The 25413-nt window shown below is 37.3% G+C and carries 13 protein-coding genes; 3 read left to right on the forward strand and 10 right to left on the reverse strand.

Annotation, left to right across the window (positions count from 1 at the left end):
• The first annotated feature begins 32 nt into the window (after positions 1–32).
• The 3 genes from N4T20_RS17175 (at position 33) to N4T20_RS17185 (ending at position 5274) form a co-directional block, all read left to right on the forward strand.
• Positions 33–1025, forward strand: coding sequence for an FAD:protein FMN transferase (locus N4T20_RS17175; protein ID WP_260670346.1), 993 nt, complete (start codon positions 33–35; stop codon positions 1023–1025).
• 480 nt (positions 1026–1505) lie between these two features.
• Positions 1506–3905 carry a TonB-dependent receptor domain-containing protein gene (locus N4T20_RS17180; protein WP_260670347.1) on the forward strand — a complete coding sequence of 800 codons (2400 nt, stop codon included), beginning with the start codon at positions 1506–1508 and terminating at the stop codon, positions 3903–3905.
• A gap of 37 nt (positions 3906–3942) precedes the next feature.
• Complete coding sequence (locus tag N4T20_RS17185) at positions 3943–5274, forward strand: hypothetical protein (protein ID WP_260670348.1); 1332 nt, start codon at positions 3943–3945, stop codon at positions 5272–5274.
• A 220-nt stretch (positions 5275–5494) separates the two neighbouring features.
• On the opposite strand, the gene N4T20_RS17190 is transcribed toward N4T20_RS17185, so the two are convergent.
• The 10 genes from N4T20_RS17190 to N4T20_RS17235 all read right to left on the reverse strand — a co-directional run bounded on the left by N4T20_RS17190 (position 5495) and on the right by N4T20_RS17235 (position 25412).
• Positions 5495–6448: a M20/M25/M40 family metallo-hydrolase gene (locus tag N4T20_RS17190; protein ID WP_260670349.1), complete on the reverse strand. Its 954-nt coding sequence runs from the start codon at positions 6446–6448 to the stop codon at positions 5495–5497.
• Positions 6449–6774: 326 nt separating this feature from the next.
• Positions 6775–7821 (reverse strand): exo-alpha-sialidase, encoded by a 1047-nt coding sequence (locus N4T20_RS17195; protein WP_260670350.1) that lies wholly within the window; start codon positions 7819–7821, stop codon positions 6775–6777.
• A gap of 312 nt (positions 7822–8133) precedes the next feature.
• Positions 8134–9735, reverse strand: coding sequence for a SusD/RagB family nutrient-binding outer membrane lipoprotein (locus N4T20_RS17200; RefSeq protein ID WP_260670351.1), 1602 nt, complete (start codon positions 9733–9735; stop codon positions 8134–8136).
• Positions 9736–9751: 16 nt separating this feature from the next.
• Positions 9752–12838 (reverse strand): SusC/RagA family TonB-linked outer membrane protein, encoded by a 3087-nt coding sequence (locus N4T20_RS17205; protein WP_260670352.1) that lies wholly within the window; start codon positions 12836–12838, stop codon positions 9752–9754.
• Positions 12839–13101: 263 nt separating this feature from the next.
• Positions 13102–15762, reverse strand: a complete 2661-nt coding sequence (locus tag N4T20_RS17210; RefSeq protein ID WP_260670353.1) for a glycoside hydrolase family 3 N-terminal domain-containing protein — start codon at positions 15760–15762, stop codon at positions 13102–13104.
• A 12-nt stretch (positions 15763–15774) separates the two neighbouring features.
• Positions 15775–18018, reverse strand: a complete 2244-nt coding sequence (locus tag N4T20_RS17215) for a GH92 family glycosyl hydrolase (RefSeq protein WP_409559625.1) — start codon at positions 18016–18018, stop codon at positions 15775–15777.
• A gap of 11 nt (positions 18019–18029) precedes the next feature.
• Entirely contained in the window at positions 18030–19514 is a 1485-nt protein-coding gene (locus N4T20_RS17220) for an alpha-L-fucosidase (protein WP_260670355.1), read from the reverse strand.
• Between the two features lie 256 nt (positions 19515–19770).
• The gene (locus tag N4T20_RS17225; RefSeq protein ID WP_260670356.1) at positions 19771–21621 is read right to left on the reverse strand and encodes a glycoside hydrolase family 35 protein; all 1851 of its coding nucleotides are present in this window, start codon (positions 21619–21621) and stop codon (positions 19771–19773) included.
• A 143-nt stretch (positions 21622–21764) separates the two neighbouring features.
• Positions 21765–24077, reverse strand: coding sequence for a beta-N-acetylhexosaminidase (locus N4T20_RS17230; RefSeq protein ID WP_260670357.1), 2313 nt, complete (start codon positions 24075–24077; stop codon positions 21765–21767).
• Between the two features lie 309 nt (positions 24078–24386).
• Positions 24387–25412 carry an isoaspartyl peptidase/L-asparaginase family protein gene (locus N4T20_RS17235; protein WP_260670358.1) on the reverse strand — a complete coding sequence of 342 codons (1026 nt, stop codon included), beginning with the start codon at positions 25410–25412 and terminating at the stop codon, positions 24387–24389.
• Position 25413: the final 1 nt, after the last annotated feature.

Consider the following 25413-nt stretch of genomic DNA (forward strand, 5'->3'; position numbering starts at 1 on the left):
GCGGGGCGACATAAATGTTCTAAAAATATAATATGCATAAATTCTTATCCTATAAAATTTCATTGTTTTTTGTAACTGTTTGTTGCTTATCTGCACATTCGCAGGTGCTACGAAAAAGAACCACGCTTCTAATGGGCGGGCGTTTTGATATTTCGATTGTAGATAAAGATTCGATTTCAGCAGAGCATAATATTAATGAAGTAATTGCAGAAATCACTCGAATTGAAAACTTAATCTCCGATTGGAAACCAACTTCTCAGGTTTCTGAAGTCAATCAAAATGCTGGAGTAAAACCAATAAAAGTAGATCGTGAAGTGTTTGAATTGACCAAAAGAGCCATTAAACTTTCTGAAATAACAAATGGCGGTTTTGACATTAGCTTTGCGGCAATGGACCGAATCTGGAAATTTGACGGCTCGATGACCGAAATGCCTTCGGCAGAAGCCATAAAAAAATCGGTGGAGAAAGTAGGCTATAAAAACATTATTCTAGACAGCACAGAATCGACAATTTTTTTGAAGCTGAAAGGAATGAAAATTGGTTTTGGCGCTTTAGGAGAAGGCTACGCAACAGATAAATGCCGTGCCATGATGATTGAAAAAGGGGTTCAGGCTGGAATTATAAACGGTTCTGGAGACATGAGCACTTGGGGAAAACAGCCAAACGGAAAAGACTGGAAAATCGGAATTACAAATCCGTTTAAGCCTGAAAAGATTTTAGCCGCAATTCCTTTAAAAGAAGGCGCTGTCACGACGTCTGGCAGTTATGAAAAGTTTGTTGTTTTTAACGGAAAACGTTATTCGCATATTATAAATCCTGCAACAGGTTATCCTGCCACTGGATTATGCAGCGTAACTGTATTTGGCCCAAATGCAGAAACCGCAAACGGATTAAGCACTTCGATGATGGTTTTAGGCCAGAAAGAAGGCTTGCTTCTACTTCAGAAATTTCCCGATTACAATTGTGTTCTGATTACTGATAAAGGGAAAATTGTTAAGTCTAAAAACTTTCCTTATAAGTTATGAATTATGAATTATGAGTTATGAATTATGAGTTATGAATTATGAGTTATGAATTGCCTCCAGCTTTAGCTGGAGGGATGAAAAAATCTACATATACAGGGCTTTAGCCAAACTTACTTTCGGCTAAAGCCTTTTCATTTCCTCCAAAAAATAACCTCCAGCTAAAGCTGGAGACAATTCATAAATAAGATTTGAGGCATTGCTCCCGATAGCTATAGACATTGCGAGGTTAAACATATTCACTTTCCGCATATCCCTCTCCCGAAACTTCGGGATCGCTCAGGAAGACAAAGTACAAATTCACAATTTGCATTTCACAACTCACAACTCACATTTCACAATTCAAAATTCACAATTCAAAAAATCAATATTAAAATAACATTAGAATGCTTCCTGAAATTCTAATAATCTTCTAACTCCTTTATTTAGATTAAATTTAAATTATCGTATAAGTTTGCAATCCGATAAATAGTAAACTTACACATGAGAATTCTTTACGCTCTCTTTTTTATGATGACTTTTTCTGGCTGGTCTCAAACCGGAAAAATTACCGGAAAAGTCTATTTTACCAATAATGAAACTGCTTTTGGGGCGTCGGTTCAAATTACGGGAACAAAAAAATTTGTTGTCGTTGACAATGACGGTCATTTTGAAATAAAAGGTTTGGCTTACGGAAGTTACGATTTGGAAATTTCTTCGATGGAAGCAAAACCAAAAACAGTAAACATAGCTGTTAATCGTCCGTTGCATCAAATTAATATTGCATTAGAAAAAGTAACAGACCCAAAAGCGCTTAAAGAGGTTAAAATCCATAAAAAAAGCTTTAAAAAAGATATTATCGAAAAAGGCTTTGCAGTAAATGTGATTGATACGGAAGAAGCTGCAAAAAGAAATCTTCAGACCAATGATTTATTGGATCGTTCTGGCGGAGTAAGAATCAGGCAAAATGGAGGTTTGGGTTCTGCCGTAACGTATAATATCAATGGAATGTCTGGAAATGCGATTCGAATTTTCATTGATGGAGTTCCAATTCAGACTTATGGCGCTTCTTTTAGTTTAAATAGTATTCCGCCAGCGTTAATTGAAAGAATTGAAGTTTTTAAAGGAGTTGTTCCGGCTTATTTAGCTGATGATTCGCTTGGGGGCGCTATTAATGTGGTTTTGAAAAAAGGAGCAAAAAACAGTTTGAATGCTTCTGTTTCTTATGGTTCTTTTAATACTGTCCAATCAAATGTTAATGCTTCTTTTAGAGATAAAAATGGTTTTACTGTAAAAGCAAATGCATTTCAGAATTACTCTGATAATGATTATGAAGTTTGGGGAAAATGGGTTTACAATATTGCTCCAAACGGACGTTACGAATACATTCGCGCAAAAAGATTTGAAAGTATGTATCGATCTTTTGGAGGACGTTTAGAAACTGGTTTCACCAATGTTGATTGGGCAGACAATTTACTTATCAGCTACAACGGCTCGCAAGACTATAATCAGATTCAGCACGGACAATATATGACAAAACCTTATAAAGGGCGTTTTAGCGAATCGGCAGCTAATGTTTTTAGTCTGAATTACAGCAAAAAAGACTTTTTAGTTAAAAATCTTGACTTCTCACTTATTTCGGTTTACAGCCACAGAAACGATGTGATTAACGATACTGTAAAATGGAACTACAACTGGAATGGCGAAAAGGCGCTTGGTCTGTATGGCCAGCCTATTTTAACCAATACTGGAGCGCAACAAGGCGCACCAACGATCAATCATATGAAGTCGGATATTTTTAATACTCGTGCCGGCTTAAATTATACGATTAATGAAAATCATAAGGTTTTGGTGAACGTAATGACTTACATACTTGATCGAAATGATTATGATGAGATGCAGCCAGAAATTACCCGAAACTTTATCATTACCCGAGATTTAGCCAAAACAGTTTCTTCCTTTGCTTATGAAATGACGGCATTTCAATCCCGATTGAGAGCCAATCTTTTTGTAAAAAATTACAATTTGAAAAATGAGCAGAGAGATCCTCAGATTGTAACTGAAAATGGGCAAAAGGTAGTAAAAGAGGTAATTACATCTAAAAGAACAAATTACAATGGATACGGAATGGCAGCCTCCTACTCTATTCTTCCAAAAGTAATGGTTATGGCTTCTGGAGAAAAGGCGATCAGACTTCCTTCTGAAAATGAAATATTTGGCAATCCTGGAGAAAACATCATCAGCAATTCTGGCCTAAAACCTGAGCAGAGCAATAATTTTAATGCCGGCTTGCGTTTTGGTCCGTACGATATCAATCACCACAAATTTACGGTTTCGGGTAATGCTTTCTGGAGAAATACAGAAGATAAAATTGTCCGCCAAATTAGCGATCGCGTAAATGAAGCCATCCAAGCTTCGCCATTTGTGAACTTAGGCAAAGCGCAATCGGTTGGTTTTGAAGCTTCATTTCAGTATTCCTACCACAATCGTTTTTTTGCTGGTATGAACCTTTCAAAATTCAATTCGCTTTTTAAAGACAAATACGATAAAAACGGAAATGTACTTCCGAACTATAACAAACAGCTTCCGAATGAACCTTTCTTTAATTTGAACGCCAATCTTCAGTACAATTTCAAAAACGTGATTCAGAGCAAATCAGAACTTAATCTGTATTACTACTGCGGTTATGTAGCGCCATTTTACACTTCGTGGCTCGAAACGGACAGAACTACAGCCCAGTTTCCTCAAGATTTAGGCTTGAGCTATATTTTTCCGAATAAACAGTTTACGGTAAGTTTTGACGCCAGAAATGTATTTGACGAACAGGTTTATGACAATTTTGCGGCCCAAAAACCGGGAAGAGCTTTTTATTTAAAACTCAACTATACCTTAAATAAATTTTAATCATTCAATAAATAACTAATTTTTAAATGCAATAGAGATGAAAAAAAACACATTTAAATTATTTACATCTAGCTTGCTAATGGGTGCGTTTGCACTGACTACAGCTTGCAGCAGCGACGATAATAAAAGTGCAGAACCTGTTAACCCAGAAACAGACGGCCGTTGGATTACCGTAGCGGGCGCAGTAATGCAGACAGAACCGGGTGACGGAAATGGCGGAACCAAAATTTATGCTATAAGCAAAGAAAACGCTATCAATCCTAACTTTTCTGTAAACGTTTACGATCAAGGTTCGCCAGTTCAATCTAGCAGAACAGCTCGTTTGCAGTCTTCTGTTGATGGAAATACGCTTTTTAACATTACTTACAATGGTGCAAATGGTGGGGAGTTTATGACTTATAAAGTTAACGGAGCCAATAATTTTGTAGAATCAACTGCAAAAGTTAACATTTCGCAATATGCGGGTGTAACTCCGAGATGGGTAAAACTTTTTGACGGAGATAAAACTGGTATCGCTGTAAATGTTACTGCTCCTGTTGTGAATGTAAACGAGGATAAAAGCTATAAATATACGAGAGGAAAAGCAACTGTATTGTCTTTAGACATGAAGAACACTTTGATTTCTGCTTACAAGCAATACGATATTCCGTTATCTGCTGAAGAAGAAGCGCAAGGACACCACATTTTCCGTTTGGATGCTCCAACATTAAACAAAGCAGGAAACAAATTGATTATTGGAACTTGGATGCGTAAAACCAATCTTGCTGATCCGTCAAAAAACGAAAGTTCGTTTACGCGTTTAGGATCTAAATCTGTTGTGGTTGATTATCCTTCTTTAGAAAATCCTGTGGTAATCACTTCAAAAGTTGCTTTTGGCGATACGAGCGGATACAGAAGTTTCAACAGTTTTGTTGCCACAGACGGAAACATTTACCAAGCAACGCAAAGAGATGCTCAGAAAGGTTCTTACATTTTAAGAATCAATCAGAACAATCAGTACGATGATAACTATGTATTTAGTTTAGATACAGCTTTAGGCGTTAAAGGAAGTTATATCGACGCTTGGAGATATGTTGGAAACGGAATTGCTTATGCAGTTTATACTTTTGACGGCACAAACCAAGGCTATTTGGCAAGATTAGATTTAAATGCAAGAACTGCTCAAAAAGTGGAAGGCATTGATTATGATGCTGATTTAGATTTTGGTCAATATCAAGGTTTTGTAGTTGATGGAAACAACTTCTACATTGCTGTAACTCCAGTTGGAAAAGACGGTAACATTTATGTAATTGATATTCCTTCTGGAAAAGTTACTAAAGGAGCAAAATTATTAAACAAGCCTGGAAACCACTACATCGGGGTATTCTAAAAATATACGGCTGCGAAAACAGTCTGTGAAAGATTCATCACTTGAGTTTTTTTTTAATCGAACATTCCGCTTCTATTTTATAGCAAGCGGAATGTTTTTTTATACATTGTGAACAGCTGGAATGTATCTTGTTTAAACACATAGAAACATATTAACCAACAGTTTTTATAATTAGAATTCTGAAACCACTTAATTTATCAGTATAGAATAACGCTTTGTTTTAATTCTGTTTAATAAAAACCAAAGCTTCTTCGTAGTTGGCAATTTGTGTGAGGGCATTATAGATATATTTTGAAACCAATGCTCCTCCATCTGAATTAATCAGGTCAATATCGTCGTCTGGTGTGTGGTATTGCGGATGTCCGCCTGTATGAAAACCAACTGCCGAAATAGACTCTTTGTAGAAGGAGACATGATCTGAACCGCCGACATCTCCCGCGTGAATGACAGGATTTAATCCGGAATTCTCCTGTAGTTTTTTCATTAGTTCTACTCCGTTCGGGAAAGTTCCTGCACCTCCCATATAAAGCTCTTTTTTATCGTTCAGCCTACCGACCATATCCATATTGAGCATTACTTTTACCGCTTCTTTTGGAACTGGCAAATGATGGACAAAATATTTTGAGCCTAGCAATCCTTCTTCTTCTCCGCTAAACGAAATAAAAATGATGCTTCGCTTTGGTTTTACTTTTTGTTTTGAGATTTCTTCTAAAATGCAAAGCAAAGCCGAAACTCCAGACGCGTTGTCATCTGCACCGTTATGAATGGCAAAAGCCTCTTTCTTTTTACTTCCAGAACCTTGTCCGCCCCAGCCCCAGTGATCATAATGGGCGCCAATTACAATGTATTCGTTTTTCAAAGTGGGGTCAGAACCCTCGATATAGCCTACCACATTTTGAGTAGCCACACTATCCGATTTCATTTTGTTGATTCCTTCTTTTACAAATACTTTAAAAGGCTGATAATATGCGCCATTGAATTGCTTCAAACCATATTTCATAAAATATTTTTTGATGTAAGCAGCAGCATCGTTATTTCCTTTGGTTCCCACAAAACGGCCTTCTAATCGATCTGAAGAAAGATATTTGTCGTGTTTGTAAAAAGTTTTAGCCTTTTGCGCATTCGCGAAAGCGCAGCAAAAAAATGCGGTTGTAAAAAGAAGTTTTAATTTCATAATTGTTTTCTATAGATTGGACGCGAATGAAACGGATTCGCTTTTGCGAAGACGCGAATTTTTACTGATTTATTTTTTTAAACGCATAAAAACATAGCTTACATAAACTTTAAAAAGGCGTTTCACTAATTTAAAAATACATAGCTATGTGTCAAAGCTAGCTTTTTCTATTTCTTTTTTCTGGAGCAATAAAAATCTATGTTTCTATGTGTTAAATTAAACTCTTATTCCATTTCACCAAACGGTTCATTCATTAATAGGTTTATGACATCTATGTTAATCGGTGTTTTCAAGAAGTGAATCCGTTTTATCAGCGTTCTATTATCTTATAAATCAAAAGAGGTATGCTTAATATATTTTCTGTCATAAGTATATAGCACGTGTATCTTTTTATCGGTGGTTTGGATTATGGCTGGATAGCTGAATTCTCCTTTTTCCTGTTTTTCAAGATCGAATAATTTGGTCCATTTTAAACCATCTGCAGAATATTCAACATCCAGAATATTCCGTCCGTTAAACCAGTCTTTGCCAATCGGAAGCGGATTGTTTACCAATAAAAACAGATTTTTATTAACTGTTAAGGCATCAATGCCCGAATTCGAATTGATCACATTTATCGTATTGGTTCTAATCCAGCTTTTGCCATTGTCTCCCGACCAGCTCGATACCACTTTATTGTGCTTGCTGCGTGACAGCATCTGAATATCAGTAGCATTATGAATTAGAAATGTTGGCTGGATAATGTCAAAATTTTGATTGTTTTCTACTGCAATTTTCTTCCAAGAATCAGCTACTTCTGTGTACTCTTCAATATGTACGCGCCATTCGTCTGTGTTTACGCTTTCTGTGCTGCTTCCGCACAAAATTATGCCTGGAGTGGTTTCGATTGGCTTGTTTCGAATTGGCCCTAAAATTCCGTCAGGAAGATATTTGGGTTCTCCCCAAGTTGTTCCGTTGTCTTTTGAGACCATCATGGCTCCAAACCATTCTCTAGGATTTTTTCCAATTTTATAAAACAAATATAAATTTTGACTTTTGCTTTTAAACAGAACCGGATTCCAGCATGGCAATGTATCGCCGTTTTTGATTAATGGCTGAATCAGTTCTTTTGGCGCAGACCATTTTTTGTCTTTGTAAGCCGAAATATAAATCCCGACATCTTTTGCGCCTTCATATTTTCCGCCAAACCAAGCCGCTAAAATTTCGTTTGGTTTGTATTCGACCAAAGTTGAGGCATGACTATTTGTTGTAGCTGGCGGATCTGCAATATAACTGCTTTCAATGTTAACCGCTTTTATTTGAGCCTTTATTCCGTTAGAAAAAAGAAATAAAACCAATAGCGCCACAACAGTATATTTTGTCTTTAAAATCATTTTATTTTGAAATTATTAAACACATAGAAACATAGATTTTTTGTTTTTACGAAAAAGAATAAAGAAAGAAACTAGTTTCTAACACATAGCTATGTGAAAGAAATATTTTTCTCTTTGCTTTTCTTTTTAGACACAGAACCTATGTTTCTATGTGTTAAAATTAAACTTGCTCACTTTCACACAAAGGGAAATTGCTAATTATGAATTAAAGTTGGGGCAAAAATTCACTGGTCTTTATATAAAACAAAAGGAGAGTTGCCTCTCCTTCTGCTCAAGCAACAAATCGATTGATTTTTTGCTTTACCAAATTAATTATTTTGTGTCCCACCAAAGTCTTGTTCCGCCAGAATCTGGGCCTCCTAATTTAGAAACTCCGTCTTCTACAGCCGCTTTGTTTGATGAGTACTCGTTTGTCGTGTAAATAATTCTTTTCATCAAAGATTTTCCAACTCCAGCATCTGGATTATCAGTGTTTAAGACAGGATAGATTACTTTCGCATCGCTTCTTCTTAAGTCTGCCCAAGCTTCCCAAGATTCTGGGAAAATTGCCAAGTATTTCTGAACTGCAATCTGCGTTCTTTGATCAGCGGTAGATGCAGACCATGCCACAGGCAATTTAACTGGAATATCTTGCAAATCTAAAGTTGGATATAAAGTCAAAATGTTTGGCAATGTTGGCAATGATGTTCCGTTAATGTAATCGTTAACGGCATCAACATTAGTAATTCCCCATTGTGCAAGAGATAATCTAATACCTGTTTCATACAAAGTTTTAGCGTCTCCGCCCATGTTCCATCCATTTAAGGCTCCTTCTGCTCTGCTCAAGTAGTTTTCAGAAGCCATAAAAATTTCAATGTTTTTAGTTTCACTAAGATTATTAGCCGCTCCATTTCCTAAAACATCATTGTTAAAAGCAGAGAATTTAGTCGTTCCAAATTGATCTTCTAAACCTCCAACAGGATTACCTCTATACACTTTTACAGCAGCATTTGCATCAAGCGGGGCAAACCATTTTGATAAACGCGGATCGTTGTAACCTACCAAGATGCTTTCCATAGAAGCGGTCATTACATACCCCCAGCTGTTTACAATCATGTTTAAGTTGTTTGGCGTAATGTTGCTTGCTTTAAAGAATGCGCTTTGATCGTTTGTCTGCATTACACCAGCAGCAACCGCAGCTTCAGCTTGCGTTTTTGCATTTGCAGGATCTTTATCAGAGATTCTTAAAGCCAAACGCAATCTCATACTGTTTCCAAAGATTCTCCATTTGTCAACATTTCCTCCATAAACTCTATCATTTGGGGCAAGAGAAGCAACAGAAGTTGCAGAAGTAGAAGTCAATGTTGCATTTGCTTCGTCTAATAATTTAAAGAAGTCTGCATAGATAAATTCTACGCTATCGTAAGGAACTTTGTCTTTTCCGTTACCGGCTTCAGTATACGGAATTGGTCCGTAAGCGTCAACCATTTGGTTGTACATAAAAACTTTCCAGATTTTTAAGATTGCCAATGCTTCTTCATTTCCTTTAGAAGCTTTAACAGCATTTGATAGAGCTGGAGCCGCAACGGTGTAAAATCTTGTCCATCCTCTGCCTTCGTATCCGTTAACGAAAGCATTTCTTTCTGTTCCGTATCCACAGTTTAAATAGTGAATGAAAGTTGAAGACAAAATACCTGTAGCAATACCCCATGTACCTTGATCATCGATACCGCCTGGAGATGAGTAAGAACCGTTGTGGATACCTGCATACAATGCTGAAGCAAATGCAGGCCCTGCTAAAGTAGCATCTAACTGATCTTCGGTTAATGAATTAGGATCTTTGTTTATCTCATCAAAGTCACCAGCGCAGCTTGATAAAATCGAAACTGCCATTAATGCAACTCCTAATGTTTTTATTTTAAAACTATATTTCATGATATCTCTTTTTTAATTAAAATCCGAATTTAACATTCACTCCATAATCTCTCGTTGATGGAATGTTGAAAGATTCTATACCTTGCAAGTTACCTGTCCCTGCTCCTGCTTCTGGATCAAAGTATTTTGCTTTGTTTAAGAAGAAGAACAAGTTTCTGCCTACTAATGAGAAATCGATGCTTGAAAATCCTGAGTTGCCTAATAAACGTTTTGGCATTGAGTAGCCAAAAACAAGCTCTCTTAATCTGATGTTTGTAGCATCGTAAATAAATGGTTCTGCAATAGGAGTTCTTTGCCCGATTGCTGTCCAGTATTGCTCTGCGTTGATGCTTGTCGTGTTTTGAGTGTAAGTTCCGTTTCCGTTATCTACAACACCATCTACGATAATTCCGCCATTTCTTCCTGCAAGAGTGATATCGCTCACCCCTAAACCAGCTTGTCTTGCTTGAGTGTACGAAATAACTTCACCGCCAATTCTGAAATCAACCAAGAAGCTTAAAGAGAAATCTTTGTATTTAAAGTTGTTTTTGAAACCTGCTGTCCAATCTGGGTTAAAGTTACCGGCCCGAACATCAAAACCATTTGTTGCCAATGGAATACCTGCGCTATTGACAAGAATCTGCCCAGCATCATTTCTTTGGAAACCTTTGATGTATAAATCACCATATTCGCCTCCAACAACTACTTTACTTCTCACTAAACGTCCTTCTCCAAGAACCAGCTCATCTCTTCCTTCAAAAATAGATTTTACTTTTGACTTGTAAGAAGCGTAGTTTGCTGTAATGTCCCAAGTAAAGTTTGCTGTCTGGATTGGAGTTGCCGTAAGCGTAAGCTCCATACCTTTATTTTCAATATCTCCACCATTTACGATTGCTCTAGAATATCCAGAAGGCTCAGGCGTATTGATGTAGAAAATTTGATTGTTAGTCAATGTTTTAAAGTAGGTAAAATCTAACCCTAAACGGTTGTTGAAAAATCTAACATCTGCACCAAACTCTGTAGAAGAAGAGATCTCAGGTTTTAAGTTTGGATTCGCTTTTGTGCTTTGTCCATATAGCATACCTCCGTTTCCTCCAATGTAAGAGAATCTTTGCTGTGTCTGATAAGGATCTGTATCGTTACCCACTTCTGCGTAAGAAGCTCTTAATTTTGCAAAACTAATTACTTCTGGCAATGTAACCATATCAGAAATAACAGCTGAGAGTCCGAAAGATGGATAGAAATAATCTTGCGGCAAAGTAGAAGACCAGTCATTTCTAGCTGTTAAATCTAAGAATAAGTAGTTTCTGAAACCAATCTGGCCAAATCCGTAAATAGAGTTAATTCTTTTTTCTGACGCTGTAGAAGTAGATGTAGGCGTTTGAACATTTGATAATGCGAAGAAATTTCTTTTGCTTAAAACACCTCCTGAACTTAACGCTGAACTATTTTGCTGCAATGAACTTGCTCCTGCATTAAGTCCAACAGAAAAATCTCCGAATTTCTCATTGTACGAAAGCAATGCATCAATGTTTAGCTCACTAACCGTTTCATAAGATTCTCTATACGAACCTAAATTGCTATTAAAAGCATTTGTTGCATACCCGTTTCTAACGTTTTTATTTGTCATTTGGTCTAAACCAGCTCTACCTTGCAAGCTTAACGTTTTTGTAAACTCATATTTAAGAGAAGCTAAACCAATAAATCTGTTTCTTTTATCTGTACGAGCATCATCGCGTAAAGCAGACCAGAATGGGTTACCGCCTGGAGCACCAGTTTCGTCAAGGAAATAATTTACTTGTCTTTGTCCTGCAGCATCAAAAAATTCGAAATCTCTATAATCGTTGTAAGCGATACTACGAGGAAGCAAATATGCAGATGTTCCGATAGACTCCTCACCTGTTCTTAGCAAGTTATCGATATCCTGAACGATGTAGTTTGTTTTTACATCCAAAGATAATTTATCTGTAATCTTGCTTGTCAATCTCAAGTTAAGATTGTGTCTGTCCAATTGGTTTCCTCCAACAATACCTTCAGCACGTGTGTTCGTGTAAGAGAAATAACCTTGCGCTTTTTCGTTACCCGCAGTTACTGTCAAAGTGTTTGCCAAATTGTAACCTGTTTTGTAGAAATCAATAACGTTGTTTGGCTGCGGAGAATAGCTTTGTGTCGCTGGTCCAGCATAACTTGGGTTACGAACCAGCTGCCATGCAGGCACCTGACGCCCGTCTAAAGGCGCTCCCCAGCTTGAGCTTGAGTTAGAAACATAATTTCCGTTTGTACCTTGACCGTACTCGTTTTGCAAGTTCATCAAATTATAAGCAGAAGAAGCCATAAAGTTTGATGATAACGAAACCGAAGTTTTTCCAGACTTACCAGATTTAGTTGTAATTACGATTACACCATTTGATGCTCTAGAACCGTAAAGAGCCGCTGCAGATGGTCCTTTTAAAACTGTCATCGAAGCAATGTCTTCTGGGTTAATGTTAGAAATACCATCTGGCTGTGTTGTCCCTCCTGTATCGATATCAGGGTTAGTTGTAGTTGTTCCGTTACTAATTGGCACACCATCAACTACATAAAGAGGCTGGTTGTTTCCGTTAAGAGATCTGTTACCTCTTAAAGTAATTCTAGAAGAAGAACCAACACCGTTTGAAGTAGTAGAGAAGTTAAGACCTGCAACTTTACCAGAAAGTGAGTTGGCAACGTTTAATGATCTTGCTTCAGAAAGCTCATCTACAGAAACATTCTGTGCAGAATACGTAATGGCTTTTTTCTCTCTCTTAATTCCAAGAGCGGTAACCACTACCTCTCCTAGCTGCTGTGTATCTGGACCTAAAGATACATTAATTGTAGATTGCGATCCCACAGCAACTTCCTTTGTAGCAGATCCTACATAGGTAAAAACTAAAACTGCTGATTGATTAGGAACGCTAATGCTGTATTTACCATCAAAATCTGATGAAGCACTTGTTTTGGTTCCTTTAACAATAATATTTGCCCCCGGAATCGGAATCCCGCTTTGAGCATCTGTTATCGTTCCTTTTACTGTGGTCTGCGCTTGTAGGCTTTGGAAACCGAAAAGGCATATGACCAACAGTAATTTTAGTACGTTTTTAATCATATTAGTTGTTTTTTTAGAGTTAATAACATGTTAAACTTAAGAATACATTTTGTTAACAAAATATTATTTCGACAAATGACAATTTTGAAAAGGTGTTGGTAAATCTTTAGTGTTTTATTGAAAGAAAACGTTTTCATTTGTAATCCAACTCTGCCTTAAATGAAAAGGCCAAAACTCTATTTTTCAATAGATTTTGGCCTTTTTTAATTGTATTCATTTTTTTAGTGCAGAAACACCTAAAAATATTCTGTGTTTTGTCAATTTTAGTTCAAAACCTTGAATTTAGTTTTAAGCAAATCTGTCGAATTTCCGCCTACCATCACTTCAAAATCTCCGGGCTCTACCACACGCTTCATTTCTCTGTTCCAAAGAGATAGCTCGTCTGGTATAAGTGTAAACTCAACATTTTTTATTTCACCTTTCTTGATGTTCAATCTTTTGAATCCTTTTAATGTCTTTTCTGGTGTTGTGGTACTGCTGTAAACATCGTTGATGTATAATTGAACCACTTCGTCTCCGTCTCTTTCTCCAATGTTTTTAACATCAACAGAAACTTTTACTTCTCCGTTTGGTTTAATTTCAGTGGTATTCAGTTTTAAATTAGAATATTCAAACTTCGTATAGCTCAATCCGTAACCGAATGTATATAACGGATGTTCGCTCTCTGCTACATATTTATGAATCGCAGATGGTTTTTGGTTATAATATATAGGTAACTGCCCCACCGATTTTGGAACTGTAATTGGCAGTCTTCCACCCGGATTGTAATCTCCAAACAAAACATGGGCTACAGCTCTACCGCCTAATTCGCCTGGAAACCATCCTTCTAAAACTGCAGGAATATTTTCAGCAATCCAATTTGTAGAAAGCGGACGGCCGTTTAATAACACGCAAACCACTGGAGTTCCTGTTTTGTGAATTTCTTCTATCAATTGCTGCTGGATTCCAAATAAATCCAAAGACGCGACATCTCTGTTTTCTTCTACCAATTCGTTAGATTCTCCTAAAACGACAATCGCAACATCAGCTTTTTTAGCGGCTTCGATTGAAGGCTGCAAGTTTACTTTTTCTAAATTCCAACGGAAATGAGCTCTGGCTCCCCAGCCACCTTCCCACATTTCAATGCGGACTTTGTATTTTTTACCTTTTTCAATAATTTTTGGAGTCGTCACCATGCTTGTCGCTCCTTTTGTCCAGTTGTCAATTACCAACTGGTCGTCGATATACATTCTGATTCCGTCATCAGAACTTAAACCCAACCATCCATCAAGAGCCTGATCTGACTTTAAGAATCCAGTCCATCTGATCGAAAAGTCGTCCACATTCACGCCATCACCAGGCGCCCAAGGCCAGTCAAATTCTAACTGACTGTCAATGCGAGTCAATGCTGGAGTTCCCTCTAGATTTCTATTATTAAAATATTCTCCCTTTAATCCGTTTTGAGATTCGTCTGGAGTAAATAAATATTTAGATGGAATGATCTGTCCTTTTACAATCAAAGGAACACCTTCTTCATAAACTACATTTGCAGTTTTTCCAACCAATTCCTTAACGCCTTCGTAAACCGTCATTCCGACACTGTTCTTTGGAGCATAACCACCCAATCTTGAGGCATTTGCATTGGGTCCGATAACTGCAATATTTTTTAAGCTTTTGCTTAAAGGCAAAGTATTGTTATCATTTTTCAATAAAACCATTGATTTCTGCGCCGCTTCTAAAGCAACAGCTTGGTTTTCTGGAGTATGAAAACGCTCTTTAATCAGGTTTTTATCTGTGTACGGATTTTCAAATAATCCTAACAAAAACTTCAAACGTAAAACTGCTCCTGCTGCACGGTCAATGTTTTCCATTGTCAGTTTCTTTTCATTTACCAATTCAATGACTGTGCTTTGCCAAAATTCGTTCGAAAAATCATAAAACTGCATATCAACACCAGCCGAAACCGCTTCTCTAATGGCATCTTTTGGAGAATCAGCAACCTTGTGAGTGGTCTGAATGTATTTAATAGCTCCTAAATCTGAGACTACCAATCCTTTAAAACCCCATTCGTTTCTCAAGACATCCGTCAACAGCCAGTGATTGGCCGCGCAAGGAATTCCGTCTAACTCAGAGTAAGCGCACATCGTTCCTAAAGCACCGCCTTTTCTAAAAGCTTTCTCGAAAGATGGCAAATGATCTTCTCTCGCAGAACGTTCTCCAACCAAAATCGGAGAAGAATTTCCTCCCGCCTGCGGAATACCGTGAACCGCAAAATGTTTAGGTTCTGCAATAATCGAACGATCCGATTTCAAATCATCGCCTTGCATTCCTTTTATGAAGGCCAAACCAATTTCGCTATTTAAGAAAGCATCTTCACCAAAAGTTTCAGCAACACGTCCCCACCTTGGCTCGCGTCCTAAATCTAAGTTGGGTCCAAAACCAAAATGAACGCCGTGCGCTCTGGCTTCCATACCGATTACTTTACCCACTTTATCCATCGTAGCCACGTCCCAAGTTGCTCCAAGACCAATATTCATAGGGAAAGCGGTGCTTCCTTCGTCTAAATATCCGTGAAGCATTTCGCACATAATCAGCGCGGGAATTCCCCAACGGTTTCCTTTAATTACATTGGTTTGCAAATCATTGATCATTTTTGCCGAGCGCGGATAAAGGTCATGAATCGCTCCAATTCCTAATTTCCCGATTTTCTCAGCCGATTTACCTTTAGCAAAGTCTTCTTTATCTTTAAAAAAATCTCCTCTGTACATATCCATCTGACGCACTTTTTCTTCAAGCGTCATACGGCCTAACAAGTCTTTTACTCTGTCTTCAACAGGCGCTTTAGCATCTTGGTACAGATACTTTTTTTGGGCGTGGGTTTGATTAAAAAAACCAACAGCCATTACAAAAATAATGGCCGTTTTTCTCATTCTTAATTGTAACATAGTTGTGTGTGTTTAATTTTGAATCACTTTAAGCTTCGTTCCATTCACAAAATCATCGTGCGAAATAAAAAAGCTGTTAAGTGATTTTCCGTTTAGCTCAATCGAATTGATTTTCCCACCGTTATTTTCTTGTCTTTCAATTACGATGCTTTCTTTTTTATAATATCTTGGATCTAATTTGATGGTCACTCTATGAAACATTGGCGCTGTAATGGTGTAAATTGGATCTCCTGGAGAGATTGGATAAATTCCCATCATGGAATAAACCAACCAAGCTGACATGGTTCCTGTATCATCATTTCCTGGCAGACCTTTGGGTTCATTTTTGAAATATTCGCGAACCAATTTCTTTACCATTTCCTGAGTTTTATATTCTTCGCCTTTCACATAATTAAACAAATACGGATTGGCAATGTCTGGCTCATTGGCCATATCAAATTGTTTGGTATCGAAGATTTTCTGCAATTGCGCTGAAAATGCTATATCACCGCCCATTAACTTTTTCAATCCGATAATATCATGCGGAACCATAAATGCATACTGCCAAGCATTTCCTTCGATAAAACCAACATTTTCTTCAAAATTAGCTCCTGAATTTGGGTCAAAAGGTTCGTACCAATCTCCGTTTGCCAATCTTGGACGAAGCAAATTCAGGTTTTTATCAAATAATTTTCTGTAAGATAACGAACGGTTTTTAAAACGTTTTACATTGTCTTTGTCTCCAAATTCGTTGGCCATAAGCGAAATAGAATAATCTGAAATATTGTATTCTTGAGTCGTTGAAACTGGCCCTTTATTGTCGGTTGTCAAATACCCTTTTTTGATATAATCTTTCAATCCCGGACGAAGCGGATTATTTTCAATATTATCTGCGCCTTTCAACATCGCATAATAAGCTTTATTAATATCATAATCACGAACTCCTCTCATATAAGTATCTGTAATTACAATGCTTGCCGGGTCTCCAACCATGGTAAAAGTTTCAGTCGAATTCAGTTCCCATTTGGGTAACCAGCCGTTTTCATCAAACATATTCAACATACTTTTTATCATATCCGATTGCTGTTTTGGATAAACCAAAGACATCAATGGATGTACATTTCGGTACGTATCCCATAAAGAAAATACGGTATAACGGGTGTCATCGGTTTTAGCAATTTTACTTCTTTTGATTACGGGATATTGTCCGTTAATATCATTTAAAATATTGGGATGAATTAAAGTGTGATACAAAGCGGTGTAGAAAATCGTGTTTTCATCTTTTGTACCGCCTTCAACCAAAATTTTAGACAATTCTTCGTTCCATTCGTTGTAGGTTTCTTTATAAATTGCATCAAAAGATCTGTTCCCAACTTCTTTTGCTAAGTTTTCACGGGCATTTTCGATACTTACGTACGAAATTCCAATCTTTACTTCAACCGTTTCTTGTTTTTCGAATTTATACGTAAAATAACTTCCAATACTATCACCTACTACGGTTTTGATTGTATTATCCATTATTCTCGCTTTTCCGTTGTAGCCCATCCATTGCGCTTCAACGCCGTTGTATTTTGCAGGCTTTTTCCAAACTCCAAACTTATCGGCAGGTTTAGAAAATTGAGCCACAAAATAAACCGGATAAGCATCTTCTGGACTGTTATAGCAAAACGAACCTACAGAGCGCATTCCTTCAATTTCTGTCGAAGAAACCACTTTTATCATCGCGCCTTCTTCATTGGTTAGTCCCAATCCAAGATTTAATAAAATGTTGGATTGCCCTTTCGGGAAAGTGAATCGGCTCACTCCTACTCGTTTTGAAGCTGTAAATTCGCCTTTAACTTTATACTTATCGATATTTACGCTATAATATCCAGCTTTCGCCACTTCATTAGAATAAGTCGAACCGTATTTCAAATGATCGATTTCTACTTCGCCAGTCGTTGGCATTAATAAAATCACACCCAATTCTGGACAGCCAACTCCGCTTAAATTTACCTGACTAAATCCCGTCAAAAAAGTATTCTCCTTCACATACGGATTCGAAAGCCATTGACTGTCTTTTTCCATCGGAGTATTTTTTACTCCTGCAACATTAAACGGGCTGATGCTCGCCATCCCACGTGGTGCAATCGGTCCTGGATAAGCCGCACCATAATTGGAAGTTCCAATAAACGGATTCACAAAATCGGCAGGTTCCTGCGCAAAAATAGCAATGCTAAAAAACAGCATATACAAAATATATGCTGCCTTCAATTTATTTTTAGTTTTTAAAACCATAGGCTTCATTTTTATCTGTTGATCGCTTCGATTTTTAAAGTCCAAGCTTCTTTTGCTGGAAGATTGTTTCTTAAGCTTTCAGGAATTATTACTTTAAATCCGTTTCCTTCTTTGGTCCATTTTAAAGAAGTTTTAGAACCTAACATCGTAATTTTTGTTCCTTTTTTAGGACTGATGGCTTTTACTGTAACTTCAGCAGGAATTTTATCTTCTCCGTCTTTTGCCAAATAGAATGCAAATACATTTCCTGCTTTATTTTGCGTAAAACAGATGTTTTCTTCTTTATAAGGTTCGATTGGTTTTGTATTGTAAATCGCTGTGCTGTTTACTTTCATCCAGTCTCCGTAAGCTTGCAATAAATCGTAAGCGCCTTTGTCCCATTCGCCTTCTGGACTTGGAGCCACGTTCAATAATAAGTTTCCGCCTTTAGCCACAATATCAATCAACAAATGAATGCCTTGTCTTCCTGTCATGTATTGCGCACCTGGAGAGTACGACCATCCTCCGCCTGACGGAATGCAAGATTCCCAAGGATAAGGCAGCGTTTTAGCAGGAACACGCCCTTCTGGGGTCAAGTAGTTTTGGTTTTTACCGTGAACCGCTCTGTCAACTACAATTAAACCCGGCTGTTTTTGACGTGCTTTTACAACCAATTCATCCATTTTCGGGTCTTGATCTACCACTCTGTGTTTGATGAAACCGTTTTTAGATTCGTTTTCTGTAAATTTCTCGTCGTAGTTTTCTTTGATGTTTACTTGGTCTCTTTTTCTAACCCATCCTCCATCTAACCATAAAATATCAACTTTACCGTAGTTAGAAAGAATTTCTAAAATTTGATTGTGCGTGAAATCAACATATTTCTGCCATTTTTCTGGGTATAAAGACGGATCGTAGTTTACGTTTCTATCGAACGGAGGAAAATACGGATCCCAGTAATTTTCGTTATGCCAGTCTGGTTTAGAGAAATAAGCTCCTGTCGAGATGCCTTCTCCTCTAAAAGAGTTGAAAATTTCTTTTAAAACATCAGCTTTAGGATTGGTATGAAAAGGAACATCGTTACTAGTAATCTTGTAATCAGAATATTTAGTATCGTACATATTGAATCCGTCATGGTGTTTTGTAGTGAAGACCATGTATTTCATTCCTGCATATTTAGCCGCTTTGGCCCATTTTGCAGGATCAAATTTTACAGGATTAAATGTTTTTCTTAATCCTTCATAATCTTTTATATAATCATTATAATTAGAGGGATTGCTGCCTTTTTTACGTTCACACCATCCGTAATCTTCAGGACAGATAGACCAAGATTCTACAATTCCCCATTGGCTGTAAGTTCCCCAGTGCATGAGAAGGCCAAATTTTTTGCCTTGCCACTCTTCTAAGTTTTTCAATACCAACGGATCTGTTTCTGGTACGTATCTTTCATCTTCATAAATCGCCTGAGCGAATATCTGAGCTGAAAATAAAAGGGCGATCATGAATATTCCTTTTTTCATCTTTACTCTAATTTATAATTTATTATTCTTTGTTTTTCTGGTTTAATAGGCAATCTAACTCGTTGGATGAAATTATTTTCAACACATAGAAACATCGTTTAACTAAACTTAAACAAAGCGTTTCACTAGTTCAAATGCACATAGTTTAACTATATGTGGAAACTTGTTTCTTCCATTTTCTTTTTTTGACACAAGAAACTATGTCTCTATGTGTTAAAATACTTTTATTTTTTTTATTACCCCCAACGGGTTAATCTTAATTTAATTTTTCAAGTATCGGCTGATCTGTAAAAGTTAGTTCTTTTTGGGTGTTTTCATTAAGCTGCTCCAATACAACAAACTTATTCTCGCCTGCTTTCAGCCAACAGCCCGGCACGTAAAGCGTCTGTTGTGGCCCTACTTTCCAGTAGCGGCCCAGATTGTGACCGTTAACAAATACAATTCCCTTTCCCCAAGCGGACATATCAAGAAAAGTATCGGCTGGTTTGTTTATGTTCACAATAGATTCATATAAAACTGGGCGTCCTGGCTTTATCGTTTCATTTTTAATAACTGGCATTTCATTCATCGGCATTTTATACATTTCCCATCCGCCAGTAATTTCATATTCATTAATAAAAACTGGAGAAATAATTCCTTTAGTATTATGCACTATTTCGGCTCCGTAATTAATACGTCCCATATTTTCAACCAGAATTTCTAAAATACCGTTAAAAGGAATAGAAACCGTCAGCTCGTAATTTTTAAAAACTCTATTCAACTCGCCAACCTTAACTCCGTTTACGTAAACTGTAGCAAAGTCTCTCAATCCATCAATTTTCAATTTGCCAGAAATTGGCTGAGTAAATCGTTTACGGTACAAAACATATCCATTTCCCTGACCCAATTTTTCAAATGTTAATGGCTGATCATTTACGACAGCTTTATCTTTTTTGATCCAACTTAAAACATCCATGCTAGATTTGACAGGCTGATTAGGGTATTTTGCAACTGGTATCTTCTCTGGAATCGATGCTAATTTTGTTTTAGAATACTTTTGCATTACTTCGCGTATAGCCATAAATTTTGGTGTTGCCCAACCTGCTTCGCTAATTGGAGCATCATAATCATAACTTGTAATATCTGGCTGAATATCGCTTTCCTCATTATAATTTGCTCCAGAGGTAAATCCAAAATTAGTACCGCCGTGTGCCATATAATAATTAAAAGAAACACCTGCATCAAGGTACTTTTTAGTCTGACTTGCAATCTCCTCAGATCCAATTTTAATAAATGGTTCTGCCCAATGATCCAGCCAGCCAGAATAAAACTCTGCTACCATGTAAGGTCCTTGCCCATTATGGTATTTATCAACCTGCTTTTTTAAATTCTCTATATTTGATTCTCCATTTGCTGTTGGCAGCGCACCTTCTACCATGCCGCCTTCAAACAACCAAGAACCATCAGAAGTAAAAAATGGTTCTGGAAAATCCGTTTCTTTAAGTATATTGTAAATTGCAGTTTTGTATGCTTTATGATCTTCGGCTTTAATATCGGTTCTTTGAGAAACATAAGAGCCAAATTCATTTTCAGCCTGAACCATAATAATAGGTCCTCCTTGATTAGCAAAAAGTCCTTTTACCTCTGCATACAAATGTTCTAAATATGTTTTACAAGCTTCTAAAAATGCTTTGTTATTGGTACGAATTACTAAATCTGGATTATTTTGCAGCCACCAAGGATATCCTCCAAATTCCCATTCACCACAAGCATACGGACCTGGTCTAAGAATTACATACAATCCTTCGCTTTTAGCAGTACGCACAAACTCTGCTAAATCTCTATTTCCTGTTTTAAAATCCCAGACACCAGGCGTTATTTCGTGATAATTCCAAAACACATAAGTGGCTACGGTATTCATTCCCATAGCTTTGAGCATTTGAAGCCTATGTCTCCAATATTCTTTTGGAATACGCTCATAGTGCATTTCTCCCGAATGTATTTTGATAATTTTACCGTCTTGCTGAAATTCTCCATTCGATATAGAAAATCCCTTGGTTTGTGCCCTACTCAAAAAGGGCATCAAGCAAATCAATAATATCCCGAGCTTAAATAGTATCTTATTCATTTTTTTTCAGATTATACATTTATGTCTTTAAAGTTTTGTCAAAGTTTGAAACTTTGACAAAGCGGTCACAAGCATTTCACGTTAAGCTATTTCTTTTACCAAGTTTCAATCCCGAGGCTTCAGGACTATATGTTTAAAAATATTTAATTCACCAAAATTTCATCTACAAACAACCAAGAGCTTTCTCCTTTCGGACTTTTCTTTAGGTTGCCTCCAATCACTTTTACAAAACGTGCATTTTGCTTTTGGAAATTGATTTTGAAATCTTTCAATTCTGGAACTGGATTTACAGTATACGGACGCATTATTTTACCCACTTGCGTGTATTTAATTCCGTCTGTAGAAATCAATACTTTAACTTGAATTGGGAAATTAACTCCTGCGCCTTGGCTTTCTAAAGCTCCAACTGATACTTGCTCGATGCTTTCTATTTTTTCAAGATCAATTACCAATTCCATATCGTTAACCAGCCAAGCTTGCCATTGTCCATCATGGAAATTTTTGCTTCCGCGAATGGTGTTGACCATCGTATTGGCATCTCCTTTATAATTGTCATTGTAAGGCGTTAAGTATTTCACTTTTTTCGCAAATCCTTTGTGGAAAACAATAGTATCTGTAAATGTTTTTCCAACGGGTTTTTCATCCTGAAATAAAGATGCTTTTAATACCGTTGTTTCTTTAATTTCAATTGGACTTGTGTATTTTATCGCTTGATGCTCAATGCTTTGATTTCCTAAAACATAGCGGATATCTGGGTTTGGAAATTCATTTTTCAATTCCACTTTCACTTGTTTATTGGCCAAATCTGCTGTTGAAGCAGCTGTTACCAAGTATGCGCTTTTTGCATAATTTACTCCCTGATAATCGTAACGTTTGAACATTGAAAACAATCTCGCTGTAAAATCGTTCCAATTGCGTTTTTCTTTCGGACTCCATAAGGTTTCTGATAACGCCGCTAATCTTGGAAAAATCATATACTCAGAATCTCGCGGTCCTGCAATATGTTCTGCCCATAAATTGGCCTGTCCGCCCAAAACATGAGCGGCTTCTTGTGGTGTCATGGTTGAAACTACAGGATCAAATTTGTACACTTCGCTTAACGGGTTGTAAGCATCAAAAGCAAGAGGTTCTTCGTTTTGCGGACCTTGATAGAAATTAAAATAACAAGGCGTTTCTGGTGTCATGATCACATCGTGACCTTGATCTGCCGCTTCGATGCCGCCTTTCATTCCTCTCCAGCTCATTACCGTTGCATCTGGAGCTAAACCGCCTTCTAAAATTTCATCCCAACCGATCACTTTTTTACCTTTTGAGTTGATGTATTTCTCCATACGTTTTACAAAATAGCTTTGCAATTCGTTTACATTTTTCAGATGTTCATCTTTGATTCTTTTTTGGCAGTTCGGACATTTTGCCCAATTGGTTTTGGTCGCTTCATCGCCACCAATATGAATGTATTTTGAAGGGAAAATAGTAATTACTTCATCTATCACATTCTGTAAAAACTCAAACGTAGTTTCTTTTCCTGCACAGTAAATATCAGTCAAAGGCCAAACTCCGCCAGACGGAACGCCAATTCTCTGATTGAAGCAAGCCAGTTCTGGATACGCTGCAATCGCACTGCTTACGTGAGCCGGCATTTCGATTTCTGGAATAACTTCAATTCCTTTTGCAGCTGCGTATTTTACGATTTCTTTTAATTCGTCTTGAGTGAAAAATCCGCCGTAAGTTCCTTTTTCATCAGGATTTGTCGTTAATCTGGCATTCCAAGAAACATTTTCCTGATCTACCCTCCAAGCGCCAACTTCTGTCAGTTTTGGATATTTTTTTATTTCGATTCTCCAGCCTTGATCGTCAACTAAATGCATATGCAAAACGTTCATTTTATGCGCTGCCAAACGATCGATTGTGGCTAAAACATAGTTTTTATCAAAGAAATGACGTGAAAAATCAAGCATTAAACCTCTCCATTTAAAACGAGGTTCATCAGTAATGGTCAAACTTGGAATCTGCCATTTTGCAGAAGTAATCGCAAATTTACTTTCGATGGCTTCAGGAAGCAATTGTCTAATGCTTTCTAAAGCGTATAAAAAACCATTATTTCCTTTAGCAGAAATGACAATATTAGTTGGGTTAACATCCAAAACGTAAGCTTCATTCTTTAAGTTTGGATCTGTTTTTAATACAACATAATTACTCAAAGGAGCTTTTGCGGTAACTTCTGGTTTCCATCCTGCAGCAGTTTCAAATTTTGATGCCAAAGCATTTGCGGCATCTTTTTGAAAATCGCCATTAACGACAAATTTGGTATCTTTTGTAAATTCAAAAACACCCGTTTTTATCAGCGTTTGAGTCGGTTTTGGAATGATACGAATATCACTTTCTGTGTAAACTTTCTGCGCATTAACCGAGAAAATTGAAGTGAATACGGTTAATAGGAATAGTAATTTTTTCATTATTTATTTTTTGGTTTCTCTAACAGTTACTTATAAAGCGACTTTTAGAGATGTAGTTTTTAGTTTTTGTTTGCCATCGTGAGGAACGAAGGATCACACTAGGAATTCCTCAAAGCAACTCGCCAATCTTTCGCGAGCTACTTGTGTGATCCTTCGTTCCTCAGGATGACAAAACTGTGTCGTTAAACTTTGTCAAAGTTTGAAACTTTGACAAAGTTCCCATCAAGCTATGTTATTTATTAAGAGTGAAACGACTTTAAACACAATAAATTCTATGTTTCTATGTGTTTAAAAATTTCACGTCTAGTTTTATTTTTCCCAAGACATTTTAAATTTCGCGTCTTCCATTCTGTGGCCTTTCACATCATCAGAAACGGCGTAATTAAATCCTGATCTTAAGCTGTAACCTGCATATTCACCGTTTTTGTTCAAAGCAATAAAACCAACTTGCAGGTATTCCATGTCTTTGTGGTTTTTGTGTTTGTTATAAATGCGCTCTGTGATTTCTTTACAAGCATCAAAAGGAGATTTTCCTTGACGCATTAATTCGACCACCATCGCGCTTCCAGCCGTTCTAATGACTGCCTCTCCCAAGCCTGTTGCAGCAGCAGCTCCCACTTCGTTGTCCAAGAAAAGACCCGCGCCGATTATTGGGGAGTCACCGACGCGTCCGTGCATTTTCCAAGCCGCACCGCTCGTGGTACATCCGCCCGAAAGATTGCCCTCTTGGTCTAACATTAGCATGCTTATGGTATCGTGATTTTCTATATTAATAACTGGTTTGTATTTAGAATCTTCCAGCCATTTTTTCCAGTCTTTTTCAGATTCGGGAGTCAGTAAATTTTCTACTTTAAATCCTTCTGACAAAGCAAACTGCAATGCGCCTTGTCCCGCTAACATAACGTGAGGCGTATTTTGCAGCACTCTTTTTGCAACAGAAATAGGGTGCATAATTCCTTCTAAGAAACAAACAGACCCACAATTGCTATTGTGATCCATGATGCAGGCATCAAGAGTCACTTTTCCTTCGCGATCTGGATATCCTCCATAACCCACGCTTCGCACATTCGGATCGGCTTCAGGAATTTTCATTCCCGCTTCGATTGCGTCAAGAGCTGATTTTCCTTCTTTTAAGTTTTTCCACGATTCTTTATTCGCAGGCAAACCGTGATTCCATGTCGAAATAATAACCGGTTTTTGCTGCTTTTTTTCTTTTGATTCTGGGGCTGTTTCCTCATTTTCATGATTTGCAGCAAATCCGCTTACGCCTAAAACAGAACTTATAGCTAAGGTGCCTAAGGTTGTTTTCTTTATAAAATCTCTTCTATTTGACATT

The organism is Flavobacterium sp. TR2, from assembly GCF_025252405.1.
GTDB lineage: Bacteria > Bacteroidota > Bacteroidia > Flavobacteriales > Flavobacteriaceae > Flavobacterium.